We start from the raw sequence: 18,790 nt of genomic DNA, 5'->3' as shown, positions 1-18,790 counted from the left end.
TCGACCTCTGTAAAGGAAGGAATACACAATGGCACTGATTACAACACCATTCGGACGACATTCCACCGCCGCCGAGGTCGTAGAAGGAATTGATCTTTCCGGCAAGCGAGCGATCATTACGGGAGCCGCATCGGGCATCGGCGTAGAAACGGCGCGGGCACTGGCTCAAACTGGAGCGATCATCACCCTAGCTGTGCGTAATACCGATGCTGGAGCGCAAGTTGCGGCTGACATTATGGCTACTACTGGGAACCGGAATATTCATGTTGCTTTGCTTGATTTAAGCGATCGCAACTCAATTGCCAAGTTCATTGCTGCCTGGCGTGAGCCGCTGCACATCCTCGTTAATAATGCAGGGGTAATGGCACTGCCCGAACAGCGCACACCCGAAGGCTGGGAGATGCAATTTGCCACTAACTATCTCGCACACTTTGCCCTAGCGCTCGGACTACACGACGCTCTCGCCGCAGAGGGTACCGCCCGTATCGTGTGGGTTAGTTCTAGCGCACACCTGATGTCGCCCATTGTGTTCGATGATATTCACTTCATGTTCCGTCCTTATGATCCGTGGTTGGCGTATGGACAGTCCAAGACCGCAAGCATCCTCTTTGCTGTGGGTGCTACTGCGCGCTGGTTTAAGGATGGCATTACCGCTAATGCTCTCATGCCTGGTGCGATCGCAACCAACCTCCAGCGTCATACGGGCGGTCTTAAAACCCCACCTGAGCGACAGAAGACAATAGCGCAGGGTGCGGCAACTTCCGTTCTGTTGGCAACCTCTCCATTACTGAAGGGCATTGGCGGACGCTATTTCGAGGACTGCAATGAAGCCACTCTCGTCACCAACGGGAACGGCTATATGAGCGGAGTTGCCCCCTACGCCCTGAACCCAGACAATGCCGAGAGGCTCTGGAATGAATCGTTGCGCCTGCTCGCTTGACCTGGCAGTAACCAAGTTACACCTCACCTAGAGAGTCTGTTCCCAACAACATTAACGAACACACAGGAGATCACCCCATGAACAGGCTCATCCGCAGAAATAGTATCCATCTGTTTTTGATCGCCGCACTTTCCCTCGGAATCATTCTCATTACTTCATTAGAAGCCATTATGACTACTGCCAGCGCCCAAGATAACAAACCCACGGTCGTTTTCGTCCACGGCGCGTTCGCCGAATCTTCTAGTTGGAACGGCGTATTGACCAAGTTGATCGCAAAAGGGTATCCGACAGTCGCTGCTGCTAATCCCTTGCGTGGTGTCAAAAGCGACGCGGATTATGTCGCCAGCATCCTCAAGAACATTAAGGGTTCCATCGTACTGGTCGGACACTCCTATGGCGGCTTGGTGATCAGCAATGCGGTCAAGAACAACCAGAACGTGAAGGCGCTGGTTTACGTTGCTGCCTTCGCTCCCGAAGCAGGCGAGACTGCCGCCGCACTCACCGGTCTTTACCCCGGCAGCACGCTCGGCCCTACGCTTGCGCCTCCAGTTGCCCTGCCTGACGGCGGCAAAGACCTCTACATCCAGCAGCCCAAGTTCCAAGCGCAGTTTGCCGCAGATGTGTCCATCGCCGACGCAAGGGTGCTGGCTGCCACCCAGCGACCGATTACGGAAGCTGCACTAAACGAAGCATCGGGCGAGCCTGCATGGAAGTCTATTCCGTCCTGGTTCATCTATGGCGATCGCGACTTAAATATTCCAGCGGCGGCGCACGCGTTCCAGGCAAAGCGCGCCAACTCAAAGGAGACGATCGCCGTAAAGGGCGCATCTCATGTGGTGATGGTTTCCCATCCAGATGCCGTTGCCACGCTCATCGAACACGCTGCGACCACGAAATAGAGAGGCATTCACATTATGAGTAAACTAGAAGGAAAAATCGCCCTTGTCACGGGTGGCAATAGTGGTATCGGTCTTGCCACAGCTAAACAGTTTGTTGCTGAAGGTGCACACGTCTACATCACAGGTCGTCGCCAAGTCGAACTGGATGCTGCTGTAGAAGCCATTGGTAAAAATGTTACGGCTGTGCAGAGCGATGTTTCTAATCTGGCAGACCTCGATCGTCTGTTTGCCACCATTAAGCTTGAGCTTGGACACCTCGATATCATCTTCGCTAATGCTGGCGGTGGACAAATTGCCCCACTTGGAGCAATTACTGAGGAACACTTTGACAAAACATTCAACATAAATGTTAAAGGTTTGCTGTTCACTGTACAAAAGGCACTACCACTGTTGCCAGAGGGCGCTTCTATTATCCTGAATGCTTCGACTGCTTCTATAAAAGGTACGCCAGCTTTCAGTGTTTACAGCGCCACCAAAGCCGCCGTGAGATCGTTTGCTCGGAATTGGATACTCGACCTCAGAGAACGCAAGATCCGAGTGAATGCCATTAGCCCTGGTGTGGTTCCAACTCCTGGTTACGATCATCTGGGATTGAATGACCAGCAGTTGCAAGAATTTGTGGACAGCCAAGTCAGCACTATCCCACTGGGACGAGTCGGCAAACCCGATGAGATTGCCAAAGCTGTTGTCTTTCTCGCTTCAGATGATAGCAGCTTTGTGAACGGCATTGAGTTGTTTGTTGATGGCGGTATGGCACAGATTTGAAGTCTAAAAGGGGTTAAAGATGAAGCTGATCTCTGTTAATGTCGGACTGCCGCGTGAAGTGTCCTGGAAAGGAAAAGCCGTCCGCACTGGAATTTTCAAAGAGCCAGTTAATGCGAGAGTGATGGTACGCGAACTCAATTTAGACGGCGATCGCCAAGCGGATCTCACCGTTCATGGCGGAGTTGACAAAGCTGTATATGTCTATCCTTTTGAGCATTATGACTACTGGCGAAGCGAATTGCCTAACACAGAGTTAACACTTGGTATCTTTGGTGAAAATTTCACAGTTACAGGATTGAAAGAAGAAGAATTGAACATTGGCGATCGCTTTCAAATCGGCAGTGTGGAACTAATGGTGACTCAACCGCGCTTACCTTGCTACAAATTAGGGATTCGCTTTGGGCGATCGGATATGGTGAAACGATTTCTCGCCAGTCGTCGCACCGGATTTTACTTTCGGGTTTTGCAAGAGGGCGAAGTGGTCGCTGGAGACACTTTAGAGTTGGTGAGTCGAGATACCAACAATATCACAGTTGCTAATATCATTCAGCTTTATGTTCGTGAGCGAAACAATCCAGAGTTACTGCATCGTGCAACTCAACTAGAAGCGTTACCCGAAAGCTGGCGGGACTACTTTCAGGAGCAAATCCGTCAACGCCCTTCGGGCGGGGAAAAGGGAAAAGGTTAAAGGGGAAAGGGAACCCCCTAACTTTAGTTATGGACTTGATACTATGAGGCTGTATTACTCGTACTACGTATCTGGAAATAGATATTTTTTCCTTCTCCATATTTAAAAACAGGGGCTTGCACCCTTTTCCCCTTCCCCTTTAACCTTTCCCCCTCTTCGGTCGTCAGGATGTTAGATGATCAACCTGTCGTAAAACGCCATCATGTCACTTTTATCACTTACAAAGAGTAATCCCATGACTACATATCGCACAGTTTCAATCGATGGTTTAGATATCTTCTACCGTGAAGCGGGTTCCCGTGATAATCCAACGATTCTGTTATTGCACGGCTTCCCAACCTCATCCCACATGTTCCGTAATCTCATACCAGCACTTGCTGATAAATTCCATCTCGTTGCTCCTGATTATCCTGGCTACGGCAACAGTTCTACGCCAAGTGTAAATGAGTTTGATTACACGTTTGATCGCTTGGCTGAGATTGTAGAGAAATTCATTGCTGCGATCGCTCTCAAAAAGTACAGCCTTTATGTGATGGATTATGGCGCACCAATTGGCTATCGGATTGCCGCTAAATATCCAGAACGTGTGCAATCTCTGATTGTTCAAAATGGCAATGCTTACGAGGAAGGTCTGCGGGAATTTTGGGAGCCAATTAAGGCATACTGGCAAGAGCGATCGCCTGAGAATGCTGAAAAGCTAGAATATCTTGTCACTCTGGAAGCAACGAAGTGGCAATATACCAATGGTGTTCGCAATTTAGAAGCAATCAGCCCCGATACCTGGACTATCGATCAACATTTCCTCGATCGCCCCGGCAACGGTGAGATTCAACTGGCACTGCTGCATAGCTATGGTACGAATCCACCATTATATCCCCAATGGCAAGAGTATTTCCGCAAATATCAACCTCCAACTCTGATTGTTTGGGGCAAGAACGATTACATTTTCCCTGCTGACGGTGCTTATCCGTATCAGCGTGACTTGAAAGATGTTGAGTTCCATCTACTCGATACCGGACATTTTGCCCTGGAAGAGGATGGGGATGCGATCGCAAACTATATCGATCAATTTCTCACATCACGGCTGCAATCCGTTCTCGCCTGATTCAGTGGGAATGATCGATTATCCGAGCATAGCTCATGCTCAGATATGAATGTTTGAATAAACAAGATTAACTATTTCTGATTCTGTTGAACGATTTGAATTCAAAATAGTAAACGCATGACCACTTATCGCACAGTTTCAGTCGATGGCTTAGATATCTTTTATCGTGAAGCTGGTTCTCGCGATCGCCCGACGATTCTGCTATTGCACGGCTTTCCAACCTCGTCCCAGATGTTCCGCAATCTCATCCCGGCGTTGGCGGATCAATTCCATCTGATTGCACCTGATTATCCTGGTTTTGGCTATAGTTCTATGCCAACGGTGGATAAGTTTGATTACACCTTCGATCGCCTTGCCGAAGTGATGGCAGGCTTTATCTGACTTTTCCCGTTAAGTCTTGAAAGGCTTGCTGGTAAAGGGCTTGAAGAACAGCACAGCATATACGGTAAATTAATTGTAATCGGGTACTAAAGGTAACAAGCAATGCTGGACTGGTGGGAGAAGAATTTTGCAACCATATCTCTGGGCGATCGCCGATTGAATGAGCGCGCAATGTCAATTGGGTATGCCCTAAGCCTTGGATTTGGGAAAGCACTGTCAGAAATCTTCAGCAATGGAACAGTACTCAAGAGAGCCTATGAGTTTTTGCCAACTCAAAAGTGCAATTTTCCAGCGTGATTGAGCCGCACTGTCAGATGACGGCGGAGAATGTTGCAGAACGCGACATAGTGCTGTGTGTTGGAGACACAACTTTTCTAGATTATGGCAGTATTGAGGCGAAAAAAGAAGGTTACGGCCCAATTGGTAAAGGGGGTAATGGTTTAATATTACACAGTGCCTTAGCGATAGAGCCTGAGAAAGGTCAATCCATAGGTCTGTTATGGCAAAAACTTTGGAATCGTGAGCCGAAACAGAAGCCACCGAAAGATGAAACACCGATACAGAAGAAAAAACGGCAAGCAGCAGCACGTAAAGAAGCCCGAAACCGCCCTTTTGAACAGAAAGAATCTTACAAGTGGGTAGAAGCTCTAACCACTGTAGAAAACCTTGTAAGCCAGCACACACAAGTGATTCATGTTTTCGACCGCGAAGGTGATATCACAGAAGTTTTTGATCAACTTCGCCAACAAGAACACACGGGAATCATAGTTCGTGCGGCTCATAACCGTAGTTTAGATTCCGAAAGCGAACGTCTGTGGTCAAAGTTAGAAGCTCAACCTGTTAGTTTTGAACAGGAAATCGAATTACCATCCACGAGCCAGCGTAATGCTCGTCAAACCAAACTAGCTATACGATTTTGTTCGGTCAATCTACGTACTCCTTACCGTTTTGATAACCGTAACCCGCTATCTGTGTATGCTGTTTATGCCACGGAAATTGATTGTCCCGAAGGCGAAACACCTGTGGAATGGATGTTGTTAACAACAGAAGTTATTGCAGATATTCAGATGGCTTCTACAATTTTACGTTGGTATACGTATCGTTGGCGTGTGGAAGAATACCATAAAATTTTCAAGTCTGGATGTCAGGTAGAAAAATATAGGCTTGCTGCTGATGGGATGAAAGCTCTCATTGGTTTCTTGAGTGTAATTGCGGTAGAACTGTTGCAACTAACTTATCTACACCGCACTCAACCCGACTCTCCTGCTGTTGAGATTCTTAACCCCCTTGAACTTAAGATTTTAAAAGCTAAGTCCCCCAAACTTCCCAAAGTACTAACCATTAGCTGGGCTGTTGAAACTGTTGCCCGTCTTGGCGGCTACTTAGAACATCGAAGTAAAACACCCATTGGTATCCAGGTACTTTGGCGAGGTTGGTTAAAATTACATGACCTCTGTGAAGGTTGGCAGCTTGCAAAAGACACTTAACGGGAAAAGTCAGAGGCTTTATAGATGCGATCGGGTTGAAACGCTATAGCCTTTATTTAATGGATTATGGCGCTCCCATTGGCTATCGATTGGCAACGCAGTATCCAGAGCGAGTAGAATCGCTGATTGTGCAGAATGGCAATGCCTACGAGGAGGGACTCGGTGATTTCTGGAAGCCAATGCACGCTTTTTGGCAGAATAAGACACCCGAAAATAGCGATCGCGTGCGACAGGCTCTAGCAAGCAAAGGCACGAAATGGTATTACATCACTGGAGCCAGGAATTTAGAAAACCTCAGTCCCGATACCTGGATTCTGGATCAAGCACTCCTCGATCGCCCTGGCAATATGGATATTCAATTGGCACTAAAATACGACTACCAGTTCAATGTGCGGTTATATCCACAATGGCAAGCTTACTTGCGCCAATATCAACCACCGACGCTGATTGTATGGGGTAAAAATGACCAAGGCTTTTTAGTCGAGGGGGCTTATGCCTACAAACGCGACTTAAAAAACCTGGAGTTTCATTTGTTTGATACCGGACACTTTGCCCTGGAAGAAGATGGGGATGCGATCGCCAACCATATTGCTCAATTTCTCACATCACGGCTGCCACCCATTCTTACTTAATCAAATTTTGATTTCCAATTCCCATTCATTGGTTAAACAGGAAAGGTATCATGAGCACTCAAACTGTAACTATTCCAGCCCTGTTAGGGGGCAGTTTTAACGCCTATCTAGCAACACCCAGTACTCAGCCTCGTGCAGGAATTGTGCTGATTCAAGAAATTGTTGGGGTCAATCAAAATATGCGACAGATTGCCAACGATTTTGCGAAGGTAGGCTATCAGGTGCTTGTACCAGATTTGTATTGGCGGCTGGAACCCGGTGTGCAACTTGATTTTGACGATGAGAAGCAGCGTGCTAAAGCCTTTGAGCTACTTGGAGAGTTTGATTGGGATAGCGGCGTAGAAGACCTGAAGGCAAGTCTATCTTTTTTACGGCAGTATCCCAGCAGTACAGGTAAGGTCGGCAGTGTGGGCTTTTGTTCGGGCGGTAAATTGGCATATTTTATGGCAACACGTACTGATGCAGATGCCAACGTCAGTTACTACGGTGTTGACATTGATCAGAATTTAGCAGAGGCGACAAAGATTCAGAAACCGTTGATCTTGCATATGAGCGCAAATGACGAGTATGTGTCACCAAGCGCTCAAACGACCATTCAGCAAGGACTGAAAGATAACCCCCTGGTAACAATCTATCGCTATGAAGGAGTGAGCCACGGGTTTAGTCGCGCGGGTAGTTCCGCTTATCGCAAAGAAGCCGCAGAATTAGCGGGCGATCGCACGTTGGCGTTTCTGAAACAGCATTTGGGGTAGTCAGTGATTGCCCTTTCCCGATCATTGTACATGAACAGATATTGTCGAGTCAGCTAGCTTGACAGTGCCAATTTAACAGATTATCCACCATCTATAAATTCAAGGAGAACGTTATGGTTGCTCAAATAAACTCCCAAGCATCAAAAATTTTGGAAGTTGCGAACGATCCACGTCTTTCCAAAGGAGTAAAGGAATTTTTGAAAGTGCTGAATTCAGGGAGTGTGGCGCTGGATAAACTTACTCCACTCGAAGCACGTCAAGTTCTTGTGGATGCACAGGCTTCGGCTCCAGTATACCTTTCAGGCATTGAAGAATCTGAAAAAACGATTACTGCTGATGGTTATTCAATTACCCTCAATATTGTACGACCTGAAGGGGTCAAAGGCACATTACCTGTTTTCATCTTTATTCATGGTGGTGGTTGGGTGCTAGGTGATTACCCAACACACAAGCGCATGGTTCGCGATCTGGTTGTGCTTTCAGGGTTTGCAGGTGTCTTTGTCAACTATACTCGCACGCCAGATGCTCAGTACCCACAGGCAATTAATGAGATTTATGCTGCGACCAAATGGGTTGCCGAGCATGGCGAGGAGATTGGCGTGGATGGCAAGAATTTGGCAGTCGTTGGCAACAGTGTCGGCGGCAACATGACAACTGTCACTGCTTTGAAGGCGAAAGAAAAAGGAGAGCCACACATCAAGCTGCAAATTCTGATGTGGCCGATTGTAGATGCGGATTTTGAAACAAATTCTTATCACCAATTTGGCGATCAGCGTTTTCTGACAGTACCAACGATGAAGTGGATGTATGATATGTACATCGCTGACCCAGAAAAGCGCAAAGACATTTATGCTTCTCCTCTACAGGCGACGGTTGAGCAACTCAAAGGCTTGCCTCCGGCGTTAATTGTGGTTGCAGAGAGCGATATTTTGCATGACGAAGGCACAGCCTATGGACGGAAGCTCGATGAAGCTGGGGTAGAGGTGACAACGGTGCAGTACAACGGTATGATTCATGACTTCGGATTACTGAATGGTTTAGCAGAGTTGCCAGAAGTCCGTTCTCTGTTTGTTCAAGCTGCTGCCCAATTGAAGAAATATCTGCAATAGGATGCGATCGATGTTTTGGGGAAGGGAAAAGATGCAATCGCCTTATTAATCAATCCAAAGAGTCAATCAATTTTGGATTTTAGATTTGCGATTTTAGATTGACTGTAACCCACTCTTGGGTTGTGGCTTGGGGATTTTAGATTTGCTGTCTTCGTAGCGTAAAGCCTGCGGCATAGCTTTGCTTAAAGCGACTGTGCGTAGCGTCTTTTAGATTTCTTCCGCCCACAAGGGACGGGGCTTGTACCAAAGAAATAATCCAAAATTTAAAATCTAAAATTGGCACGGTCAACCCTATGCTCAAAGCAATTAAACACAACCGCCGCAGCTTTCTCTTAACGGCGGCAGCAAGTATTTTCACAGAAATGGCACTCATGAGTACCGCACACGCAAGCTTCGACAAGCCCAAACGATCGGAATTTAGGTTTACTCCCATCAAGCAGATCAAAGCGGGTGTCCTCGACATCGGTTACTACGAAACAGGATCTAGTGATGGATCTCCGGTGTTGCTGCTGCATGGGTTCCCTTATTCCATCGATAGTTACATTGACGTTGCACCGATACTTGCTGCACGCGGATGTCGGGTGATTGTTCCCTACCTGCGGGGACATGGATCAACCCGTTTTCTCGACAGCGCCACACCACGCTCCGGGCAGCAAGCCGCAATCGGTGTCGATGCGATCGCCTTGATGGATGCATTACAGCTAAACCGTGCTGTGCTTGCTGGCTATGACTGGGGTGGACGAGCCGCTTGTGTTGTTGCGGCTCTCTGGCCTGAACGATGCACAGGTCTGGTGTCCGTCAATAGCTACCTGATCCAGGATATTGCCAAAGCAGGGCTGCCACTTTCACCCGCGATCGAATCTGGTATCTGGTACCAATACTATTTCCAGACCGAGCGCGGACGCGCCGGATTGACGGCTAACAGACGTGAGATTGCGAGGATTCTCTGGACTCGCAATTCCCCAAACTGGCACTTTGACGAGGCAACGCTCGATCAACACGCCAGTGCCTTCGACAACCCCGATTATGTAGAGGTCGTCATTCATTCCTATCGCCATCGCCTTGGACTTGCTGCCGGCTATCCCATGTATGAGGAGCTTGAGCAGCGACTTGCCGTGCAACCGACCATTACGGTGCCGACGATCACGCTGGACGGAGACGCAGATGGTGTCGTGCCAGCAACCGATGGAAAATCGACGGCAGCAAAGTTTAGCGGCGAACGTCAGCATCGGGTCATTCCAAACGTCGGTCATAACCTGCCCCAGGAAGATCCGAAAGCATTTGCAACTGCCGTCTGGGAACTCGCATCAAAGAAACGTTGATGACTTCTCCGGAGCTATGACCATGCACCTCTTCACCTTCAAAGGGATCGTTATATCGACCACTCTTATGTATTTAACCACCATGAACACCCACACACCAAGCGCCAGGGACATTATCGGATCATCACCGTTGATTGCGATCGAAAACGAAGCACCACCCAAGCTGATTGTCGATCCACCGCTTCCCGAACCGTTAGCACAAGGACGCGTCTTCATCCAGTACCGGACGGAGAATTTGCGTGTGTTGCCAGTGTTTGGCAAAGGTGCCCTCGACGTATCGCCGCGCATTGGGCATATCCACATCACTGTCGATGATGCGCCGTGGCACTTTGTTGATGCTAGTGGCGAAACGATTATCCTGGTCGGACTGGAACCTGGCGTACACAAGGTGCTGATCGAACTAGCTGACCCCACGCACAAAGTAATCACCAGTGAAACTGTGAAATTCACGCTGCCCGATCCTAAGAAATCATCATGAAAATAAACTGCTTTTGAGGTAATTCGGTCGGCACGGATTTAATATGCCAATTAAATCATACTGAAACGATCGCAATTCTACCGCTTACATACTATGAACAACCCTGAAAATCCTCGACTACCTCTGCCGCCTTTTGATCATGAATCTGCTATCCAAAAAGTCCGAATAGGAGAGGATGCTTAGAACACACGTAACCCTGAACTAGTATCACTCGGTTACACGTCGGATAGCATTTGGCGCAACCGCTCAGAATTTTTATCTGTCCGTGAGGCGATCGCACAATTCTTAACACGTAAGTGGCTTAAAGAATTGGACTACCGTTTGATAAAAGAGCTTTGGGCTTTTCAAGACAACCGCATTGCTGTCCGATTTGCTTACGAATGGCATGATGATTCCGGCAACTGGTTTCGTTCTTATGGCAATGAAAATTGGGAGTTTGACGAACACGGATTCATGCGGTGGCGTATTGCCAGCATCAACGACCTGCCAATTCTGAAGAGCGATCGCAAATTCCACTGGATACTGGGTTGTCGTCCTGACGATCATCCCGGATTGTCAGACCTCAACCTTTGAAAACCCCAAGACCATATCACCCAGTTTTTATCTTACAAGAAGTCCACTGCTATGAATGGAAACAACGGCATTATTAGCCAGCTTAGTCAATATTCAGTAACAATACCTTTGCCAAAATAAGAGCCTAGAAAAATTTTGGCAAAACTGGCAAAATTACCCATACATAAGCGTTTCGCTTAAAAGGTAGTTTGTCATCTCAAACCCTTATACTGCGGTCAATACGTTAAAAAAAACCTTGTGGGAAACCTTAAAGGAATTTTTAGAACTTATTGTTTTGCCAAACCTCAGAGAACAGCGAGTTAATAGTGAAAGCGTCATCAACTCACCCTCGTAAATTGGCGAAGGTATTGCAGTAACCGAAACCATTGATCGATTAGAAGCCGTCCTTAAAGTAAAAGGCATTACCATTTTTGCCCGCATCGATCAACAGGCTGAAGCGGAAAAAGTCGGACTAAGCCTGTGTCCTACACAGTTGTTGCTGTTTGGCAACCCGAAAGCCGGAACTTCCCTCATGGTGGCAGAACCAACGATCGCCCTAGATTTACCCCTGAAAATACTGGCATGGGAAGCGACTGACGGCAAGGTGTGGGTGAGTTACAACGATCCTAATTACTTAAAACAGCGATTTTCTCTCTGTGATGAGTTGGTGAAAAATATCGCTATCATTGCACCTTTAATCCATCAAGCACTTAGTTCCGCCGATCGCAAATAAATTGCAGAATTAGCACGCGATCGCCCTGGCAACCAAGTATTCTGATTCTGAATCACTGGGAAAACGCTGCATATCGCGGGTGATTTTTAAGGAAGAGAACGGTAAAAATCAACAAGCAACGAGAAAAACCATGAACATCAACAAGAATGACACCGCAGTAGTTGTCATCGATCCGCAAAACGATGTCTTGAGCGAAAAAGGGGTTTCCTGGGATTTGGTGGGTGAGAGTGTTAAGGATAACAAGACCATCGAAAACATTGAGCGAATCTTCAAAGCCGCGAAGCAGAATGAATTCGAGGTTTTTATCTCCCCGCACTATTACTACCCCACCGACCATAATTGGAAATTTGCCGGCAACCTAGAGCAAATGATGCTTGAGGTTAAGGAGTTCGATCGCCGTGGTGCATTGACCCTCGATGGATTCCTGGGATCGGGTGCTGACTGGCTCGATCGCTATAAGCCCTTCATTGAAGATGGTAAGACGATTGTGGCCAGTCCTCACAAAGTCTATGGGCCGCAAAGGAAATTTATCCATCAATTATTTATTGACAGAGTACTAGGGTAAATACGTTATCGCTAAAAGCCTCTTAGATGATGTTTTCAAAGATTGGGCGACTTCTAGTCGCCAGGGCTAGCTTTTCAAACAACCTATTAGTCAGCCAGTTTTTTCTGAAATTCATAACACCTTCTAGAAATCTTATTCACCCGATCAAACTCAAAGGATATGGAAGTGAACGCTCAACACTATGACGACATTATTATCGGCTGCGGCAAAGCAGGTAAAACACTTGCACCGGCGTTAGTCGCTGACGGACGTAAAACCGCTCTGGTTGAACGCAGTTTCAATATGATTGGTGGCGGGTGCATTAATATTGCCTGCATTCCTACTAAAACTATGGTGGCGAGTGCCAATATAGCAAATACAGTGCGAAAGAGTGCCGCTTATGGGGTTCAAAGCAACACACTCACCGTTAATTTAGCAGAGGTGATTCAACGAAAACGAGCGGTTGTCCAAGGGATGCGTGAAATGAACTTGCACAATTTAGAAACTGCTTTGGGTCACGAACTGATCATTGGTACAGCCCGCTTTGTTGCTCCCAAAACGATCGCAGTAACGACGACTGAGGGAAACAATCGCTTACTTACCGCCGAACGATTCTTTATTAATACAGGCACACGACCGCTAATTCCATCCATTCCCGGACTTACAGAAGCTGGATTTTTAACCAGTGAGTCAATTATGGAGCTAGAACACCTGCCTGAACACCTGATCGTTCTCGGTAGTGGCTATATTGGTTTAGAGTTTGCCCAGATGTTCCGGCGCTTTGGCTCTGGCGTTACTGTCATTGGTCAAAATGAGCAAATCCTGTCACAGCAAGATCCAGATATAGCGATCGCAGTTCAAAGACTGTTAGAAAAAGATGGTATTGAATTCTTATTAAAGGCGAAGGTATTAAGAGTTGATCGCACTGGTAATGAAACCATCCTGCAAATCCAAGTTGGCGATCGTGAAATCTCCCTCCAGGGGTCGCATTTGCTCGTCGCCGTTGGTCGTGCGCCCAATACCGAGAGCTTAAATTTAGCTGCTGCTGGTGTGGCAACCGATACACGCGGATTTATTCAAGTTAGCGATCGCTTAGAAACAAACATTCCGGGGATTTGGGCGTTAGGCGACATCAATGGGGGGCCGCAATACACCCATATATCGCTCGACGATTATCGCATTATCAAAGCTAATTTAATTGATGGGGGCGATCGCAGTACACGGGATCGATTGGTTCCATCGTGTCTATTCATCGATCCAGAACTGGCTCATGTGGGTTTAACTGAAACTGAAGCACAGCAACAAGGATATGCTATCCGCGTGGCGAAGGTGGATGCATCAGCCGTTCCTAGAGCGAGAACACTCGGTCAAACTGATGGACTTCTAAAGGCGATCGTGGATGCAGATACAGGTCGTATTCTAGGGTGTTCTCTGTTGTGTCATGAAGCAGGTGAAGTGATTTCAACGGTGCAGATGGTGATGCAAGCTCAGATGCCCTACACCGTTCTACGCGATGGTATTTTGACTCACCCCACGATGACCGAAGGGTTAAATATATTGTTTTCCAAGTTGTAAAGAGACAGCAATTACAGACCCAAGGACTTACCAAATAAACGATATTTCACTCTTGAAAAAAGTAGACATAGCATGATTAGTAAAACATCTAAAGTCGGTATTATTGGTGCAGGTAATGTAGGTGCAAACGTTGCAAATGCTTTAGTTCTACTCGGTAAATGTGTAAGGGTTGTGCTTTTTGACCGAACTTTATCAAAAGCTGAAGGGCAAGTATGGGATATCGAAGACAGCATTCCTCTACTTAAAGACATGGAAATTATACCATCAAATCAGTATGAAGATTTAGCTGATTCAGATATCATTATTGTGACTGCTGGAGTGCAGCCAAAACAAGGACAGACCCGATTAGATACATTGAGCGACAATGCAGACATTATACGTTCGACAATCAAAGAATTGGATCGAGTTGCACCGAATTCAATCGTACTTATCATTAGCAATCCAGTGGATGTACTCACGCGGATTGCTCAAGCTACTTCCACCAGAGCAGAAAACCTAATTTTCGGTTCGGGAACCGTTCTTGATACTGGTAGACTGAGATATCAACTTGGAAAGCGATTGAATGTTGCAAAACTTGACGTTCATGCTTATGTGATTGGAGAGCATGGAGACAGTCAATTTGTCGTTTGGTCTAGTGCATTTATTGGGGGAATTCTGTTAACTGAATTCCCCATACCACAAGGAGCAACGCTAGAACAAATTCAGCAAGAGTACGCACAGTTAACTCGTAAACGAGGCCATAACATTTTTGAACGCAAAGGAAATACAAGCTATGGTATATCAATAGTAGTTTGTCAGTTAGTTGATACCATCCTGCGAGATGAAAAGCAGATATTTCCAGTGTCAGTGAGAGCAGATTCTAACTATGGAGTTGGTAGTGAAGTTGTTCTTGGACTTCCATGTATTATTGGCTCAACAGGTATTGAGCGGCAACTGCTGTTATCAAGAAATGCTCATGAACAACGCTTATTAGAAGAATCAGCCAACAAACTCAATGAAGCCTATAATTTTTTTGCATAATTAAAATTAATTGGGTGCGGCTATGGTTGAAAATACAGTGTCCTGAACAATACATTTGCCATCAAGTAGAACAAGGCAATACATGAGTTAAATATTAGTAGAGACTATTCAGGAAATAAATAGCTTTAGTTTCACTATTTAATAGACTTAAACTTAATACGCAGTGCTTGTTGATAAAAAGAGTGACTAAACATGGCTAAATATACTTTCGTTCTAAAGTTTGAGAACCCTGTCAATAAGGAACCTTGTAATGATTCAGTTTTTAGTACGTTTGCTGTTTGCTACATTATCTCTAACAGTATTTTTGAACTTGTTCACTTCTGTTGCCCTTGCACAAAGAACTTATGAGCCAACAACTGAATCACTATCGAAGCATGAAGTTCCAGACTGGTTCAAGGATGCGAAACTCGGAATTTTCATCCATTGGGGGGTATATTCTGTACCTGGCTATGCACCACTAACTGGGGAACTGAACAAAGTTGTTGCAGAGCGTGGTTGGGAATATTGGTTTGAGAACAACCCTTACTCGGAATGGTATTACAACTCCATGAAACTTGAGGGCAGCCCTACCTATAACTACCATCGTACAACGTATGGTGAAGGCTTCACCTATGATGACTTTATTCCCAGATTTAATGCAGCCATAACAAATTGGAACCCCTCGAAATGGGCAAAATTATTCTCTAAAGTGGGTGCGCGGTACGTTGTACTAACAACGAAACACCATGATGGCTTTTTGTTGTGGCCTAGTAAAACTATAAACCAGCCAGGGCGAGTGGCAACACGCGATGTTGTAGGCGAACTAACACAAGCTGTTCGCAAAGAAGGTATGCGGATGGGTGTGTATTATTCTGGTGGTATTGATTGGTCTTTCAAAGATACAACAATCACAGACTTCAATACGCTAGTGGGAGCAATTATTCAGGAAAAAGCCTATGCAGATTATGCGGATGCTCATTGGCGCGAATTGATTGACCGCTATCAGCCATCTATATTATGGAATGATCTTGGCTACCCCATTGGGCAAGCGAATGAAATTATGGCCTACTTTTACAATCGGGTACCCGATGGTGTAGTGAATGACCGTTTTGATTTAGGTGGTCAGTTAGGGTTGCACTTTGACTTTTCCACACCTGAGTATAGCCAACTCACCCAAATAGAACCAAAAAAATGGGAAAGTACAAGGGGTTTAGGTTACTCATTCGGCTATAACCAAAATGATACTGATTTGAACATGATTTCGGTAGATGAACTAGTTGACTTATTTGTAGATATTGTTAGTAAAAATGGGAATTTATTGCTGAACATTGGGCCAAAGGCTGATGGTTCAATATCCGAAGTACAGCTTGAAAGATTAGAAGGCTTGGGTAAATGGCTAAATGTGAATGGTAAAGCAATTTTTGGCTCACGCTATTGGATACGAGCAGAAGATTTAACCCCAGAACGTATTCGAGTGCGCTACACCACTAATAAAGGAAAATTATATGCAATATTGCTTGATGAACCAACGTTTGGGAAGGTTACTATTCCAGGAATAATTTTGCCGAAAAAAGCAAATATTACGATGCTAGGTGTTGGAGGTAAACTGAAATGGCAGCAGTACAGTCAGAATTTATCCATAACACTACCGTACAAGTCTTTAGTCAAAAAATCACCAGCCTACACATTAGAGATCAGCTGTATGCCTCTATAATCTGATTCAGAAGTTAGAAATATCTTTGATCAAAGAAGAAACAAGGCTTATAGCTTCTTTGGCATTTTTTAACCATAAATACCTAGATTTTCCCAACACAATATTCAAAATATTCCTGACATCTTTTATTGATATCAGGTTGACGTAAATCATTGGACTTGTAAAAACAATGCACAAAACAAAATCTTCAAAGAGTGACTCATCTACCTATTCCAATTCCTCAGCGCTAAATTCATCCCCACAATTAGCGCATAGAGCTTATAGTAGCGAAATCCAAAAAGCACCAGTTGCAGCTAAAACACCAACTGATATAGAAAATGAAGCCTTTGCAGAACAACAGATGGAGGCAACTGGACTTTCCATACAAGCCAAGTCTGGCACAATTACGTCCGCAGGACAGGAGCGCCTAATAGTTTTGCAAGCAAAGATGGACGGATTATTGAATTCTCGACTTGAACACGCAACCAGATTTGGACATAATATAGCCAATATTCCACTTCGTAGACCAGACTCAGCACCCCCAATACAAGCCAAGCTGACCATCGGGCAACCTGGGGACAAGTATGAGCAAGAAGCTGACGATACAGCGCGTCGAGTAGTGCAACGGATTCACCAGCAATCAAGTCAGCCAGTACAACGAGAGGCTGTAACTGAAGAAAAGGAATTGCAAACCAAGCCAGCAGATAATATACAGCGCCAGTCGTCCGAAGAAGAAGAATTACAAATGATGCCGATGGTGCAGTGTGTGGCTGACGGTGGTATGGCAGCATCAGCCGAAGTCGAGGCAGGGATACAAAGTGCAAGAGGTAGTGGACAACCCATAGCAGAAAACATCAGAGAACCGATGGAGCAGGCGTTTGGGGCAGACTTTAGTAGCGTGCGTGTGCATACGGATTCTCTCTCTGATCAGTTAAATCAGTCGATTCAGGCGAAGGCGTTTACTACGGGACAGGATGTATTTTTTCGGCAGGGGGCGTATGAGCCAGGGAGTCGAGGGGGGCAGGAGTTGTTGGCGCATGAGTTGACCCATGTGATGCAGCAGAGGGGAGGGGAAGTGCAACCCACAAGGGTGATCAATGATATGGTTTCAGTCAAAGGCGATCTGGAGTATGAGGCAGATGACATAGGCAATCGAGCCGTTGAGTGGAGAGACAAATCTATAGAGCCTCTTCAGCAAAGTAGTGGCGTGAATGCCTCTGTGCAGAGGAAGATTGACAAGAAAGGAGAGGAGAGGTTAAATGAGTTCAAGAAAATGAAGTTTTACACCTACCTAACCCCAGAACACAAGAGTCTGTTTGAGGCATACTTGAGACGAAGCGAAAATTGGGCACTGGGAGTGTTCTTAGGCAATATTGAAGTTAACGTTGATAATCCCCGACAAATTTTTGAAGCAAGTAGAGAGGACAGCTCGGAATCTGAAGGAGAACAGCAGGAAGAAATAACAAACGAGGATGTAGAAGAAAGCACAGAGGACAGCTCGGAATCTGAAGGAGAACAGCAGGAAGAAATAACAAACGAGGATATGGCCAAAATGTTGGGGAAGGCTAATCCTAAGAAAGAATCCAAACCAAAGGCAGTACATAGTGCCAGAGTACCCAGACCAGTGATAGTTCCAACTCAAATAGAGTACGACCAGAAGGTAAATTTAGCAGCGCAAAGCGTGGTGAATCAGATAAAGTTGAAACTAGATAACCAAGGAGACCCTTACGGCTCTATAGACGTTACGGATAACTGGACAGACTATGAAAGCATGGGGAAGAAAAAGAAGGACTATCACAACGATATAGTAAATCGAGTGAAATTAACCTACCCTCAATCAGGAAACAACGATAGACCTTACTACAACTGGGTATACAAAAATAACTGGGCCTCAAACTTCACAAAGAAATCCAAAAAAGGCGACGACATAAAAGCGGAAGTCAACATACACCTGCCTCGGTAGTGAGTGTATGCCGCTCAACTAGTAGTCTTAGTACTAGCAAACTTTAAAGCCGTCTCCACTTCATCTAAAATGCTGCAATTCCAATGATTCTCTAGTATTGCCCATGTCCTTTCTATCGGATTATATTTACTATGGTAGGGCGGATAATAAGCTAAACGTATATTTACTTGATT

The 18,790-nt window shown here is 45.8% G+C and carries 18 protein-coding genes and 3 pseudogenes; 19 read left to right on the top strand and 2 right to left on the bottom strand.

From position 1 onward, the window contains the following. Nucleotides 1–28 precede the first annotated feature (28 nt). From ACWATR_RS36490 to ACWATR_RS36465, 6 genes are all read left to right on the top strand, one after another. Entirely contained in the window at nt 29–940 is a 912-nt protein-coding gene (locus ACWATR_RS36490; protein WP_460344121.1) for an SDR family NAD(P)-dependent oxidoreductase, read from the top strand. A gap of 77 nt (nt 941–1,017) precedes the next feature. Continuing rightward, on the top strand, nt 1,018–1,839 hold the full coding sequence (locus tag ACWATR_RS36485; RefSeq protein ID WP_460344118.1) for an alpha/beta fold hydrolase: 822 nt from the start codon (nt 1,018–1,020) through the stop codon (nt 1,837–1,839). 15 nt (nt 1,840–1,854) lie between these two features. Continuing rightward, nucleotides 1,855–2,604 carry a glucose 1-dehydrogenase gene (locus ACWATR_RS36480; protein WP_460344115.1) on the top strand — a complete coding sequence of 250 codons (750 nt, stop codon included), beginning with the start codon at nt 1,855–1,857 and terminating at the stop codon, nt 2,602–2,604. Between the two features lie 19 nt (nt 2,605–2,623). Next, nucleotides 2,624–3,292, top strand: a complete 669-nt coding sequence (locus ACWATR_RS36475; protein ID WP_460344112.1) for an MOSC domain-containing protein — start codon at nt 2,624–2,626, stop codon at nt 3,290–3,292. Nucleotides 3,293–3,527: 235 nt separating this feature from the next. After that, nucleotides 3,528–4,397, top strand: coding sequence for an alpha/beta fold hydrolase (locus ACWATR_RS36470; protein WP_460344109.1), 870 nt, complete (start codon nt 3,528–3,530; stop codon nt 4,395–4,397). Nucleotides 4,398–4,514: 117 nt separating this feature from the next. Next, a complete protein-coding gene (locus tag ACWATR_RS36465; RefSeq protein WP_460344106.1) occupies nt 4,515–4,778 on the top strand; it encodes an alpha/beta fold hydrolase in 264 nt (87 codons plus the stop codon). On the opposite strand, the gene ACWATR_RS36460 is transcribed toward ACWATR_RS36465, so the two are convergent. After that, nucleotides 4,771–4,992 (bottom strand): hypothetical protein, encoded by a 222-nt coding sequence (locus ACWATR_RS36460; protein ID WP_460344151.1) that lies wholly within the window; start codon nt 4,990–4,992, stop codon nt 4,771–4,773. The two genes, ACWATR_RS36465 and ACWATR_RS36460, sit on opposite strands and share 8 nt — an antisense overlap. On the opposite strand from ACWATR_RS36460, the pseudogene ACWATR_RS36455 reads away from it, so the two are divergent. The 13 genes and pseudogenes from ACWATR_RS36455 (at nt 4,935) to ACWATR_RS36395 (ending at nt 18,617) form a co-directional block, all read left to right on the top strand. Beyond that, nucleotides 4,935–6,265 (top strand): annotated as a pseudogene (locus ACWATR_RS36455) (IS4 family transposase). The gene ACWATR_RS36460 and the pseudogene ACWATR_RS36455 sit on opposite strands and share 58 nt — an antisense overlap. Beyond that, nucleotides 6,241–6,897, top strand: a complete 657-nt coding sequence (locus ACWATR_RS36450; RefSeq protein ID WP_460344103.1) for an alpha/beta fold hydrolase — start codon at nt 6,241–6,243, stop codon at nt 6,895–6,897. Before ACWATR_RS36455 ends, ACWATR_RS36450 begins: the two are co-directional and overlap by 25 nt. A 50-nt stretch (nt 6,898–6,947) precedes the next feature. Then, nucleotides 6,948–7,649 carry a dienelactone hydrolase family protein gene (locus ACWATR_RS36445; RefSeq protein WP_460344100.1) on the top strand — a complete coding sequence of 234 codons (702 nt, stop codon included), beginning with the start codon at nt 6,948–6,950 and terminating at the stop codon, nt 7,647–7,649. Between the two features lie 113 nt (nt 7,650–7,762). Continuing rightward, on the top strand, nt 7,763–8,758 hold the full coding sequence (locus ACWATR_RS36440; protein WP_460344097.1) for an alpha/beta hydrolase: 996 nt from the start codon (nt 7,763–7,765) through the stop codon (nt 8,756–8,758). A gap of 293 nt (nt 8,759–9,051) precedes the next feature. Continuing rightward, the gene (locus ACWATR_RS36435) at nt 9,052–10,080 is read left to right on the top strand and encodes an alpha/beta fold hydrolase (RefSeq protein ID WP_460344094.1); all 1,029 of its coding nucleotides are present in this window, start codon (nt 9,052–9,054) and stop codon (nt 10,078–10,080) included. Nucleotides 10,081–10,102: 22 nt separating this feature from the next. Continuing rightward, entirely contained in the window at nt 10,103–10,558 is a 456-nt protein-coding gene (locus ACWATR_RS36430; RefSeq protein WP_460344091.1) for a DUF6130 family protein, read from the top strand. A gap of 195 nt (nt 10,559–10,753) precedes the next feature. Further along, nucleotides 10,754–11,131, top strand: a pseudogene (locus tag ACWATR_RS36425) (DUF1348 family protein); the annotation flags it as partial. A 334-nt stretch (nt 11,132–11,465) separates the two neighbouring features. Then, nucleotides 11,466–11,843 carry a DUF302 domain-containing protein gene (locus ACWATR_RS36420; protein ID WP_460344145.1) on the top strand — a complete coding sequence of 126 codons (378 nt, stop codon included), beginning with the start codon at nt 11,466–11,468 and terminating at the stop codon, nt 11,841–11,843. A 130-nt stretch (nt 11,844–11,973) separates the two neighbouring features. Continuing rightward, nucleotides 11,974–12,408, top strand: a complete 435-nt coding sequence (locus tag ACWATR_RS36415) for an isochorismatase family protein (RefSeq protein ID WP_460344088.1) — start codon at nt 11,974–11,976, stop codon at nt 12,406–12,408. Nucleotides 12,409–12,567: 159 nt separating this feature from the next. After that, on the top strand, nt 12,568–13,962 hold the full coding sequence (locus tag ACWATR_RS36410; protein WP_460344085.1) for a mercuric reductase: 1,395 nt from the start codon (nt 12,568–12,570) through the stop codon (nt 13,960–13,962). Between the two features lie 72 nt (nt 13,963–14,034). After that, entirely contained in the window at nt 14,035–14,982 is a 948-nt protein-coding gene (locus tag ACWATR_RS36405) for a malate dehydrogenase (protein WP_460344081.1), read from the top strand. A 250-nt stretch (nt 14,983–15,232) separates the two neighbouring features. Continuing rightward, nucleotides 15,233–16,675, top strand: a complete 1,443-nt coding sequence (locus tag ACWATR_RS36400; protein WP_460344078.1) for an alpha-L-fucosidase — start codon at nt 15,233–15,235, stop codon at nt 16,673–16,675. A gap of 169 nt (nt 16,676–16,844) precedes the next feature. After that, entirely contained in the window at nt 16,845–18,617 is a 1,773-nt protein-coding gene (locus ACWATR_RS36395) for an eCIS core domain-containing protein (protein WP_460344075.1), read from the top strand. A gap of 23 nt (nt 18,618–18,640) precedes the next feature. Here the strand turns inward: ACWATR_RS36395 and ACWATR_RS36390 are convergent. Then, nucleotides 18,641–18,790 (bottom strand): annotated as a pseudogene (locus ACWATR_RS36390) (ISAzo13-like element transposase-related protein); the annotation flags it as partial.

The organism is Nostoc sp. UIC 10890 (assembly GCF_054786515.1).
The sequence above is the reverse complement of the archived record's forward strand: the minus strand, read 5'-3'. Positions and strand labels throughout refer to the sequence as shown.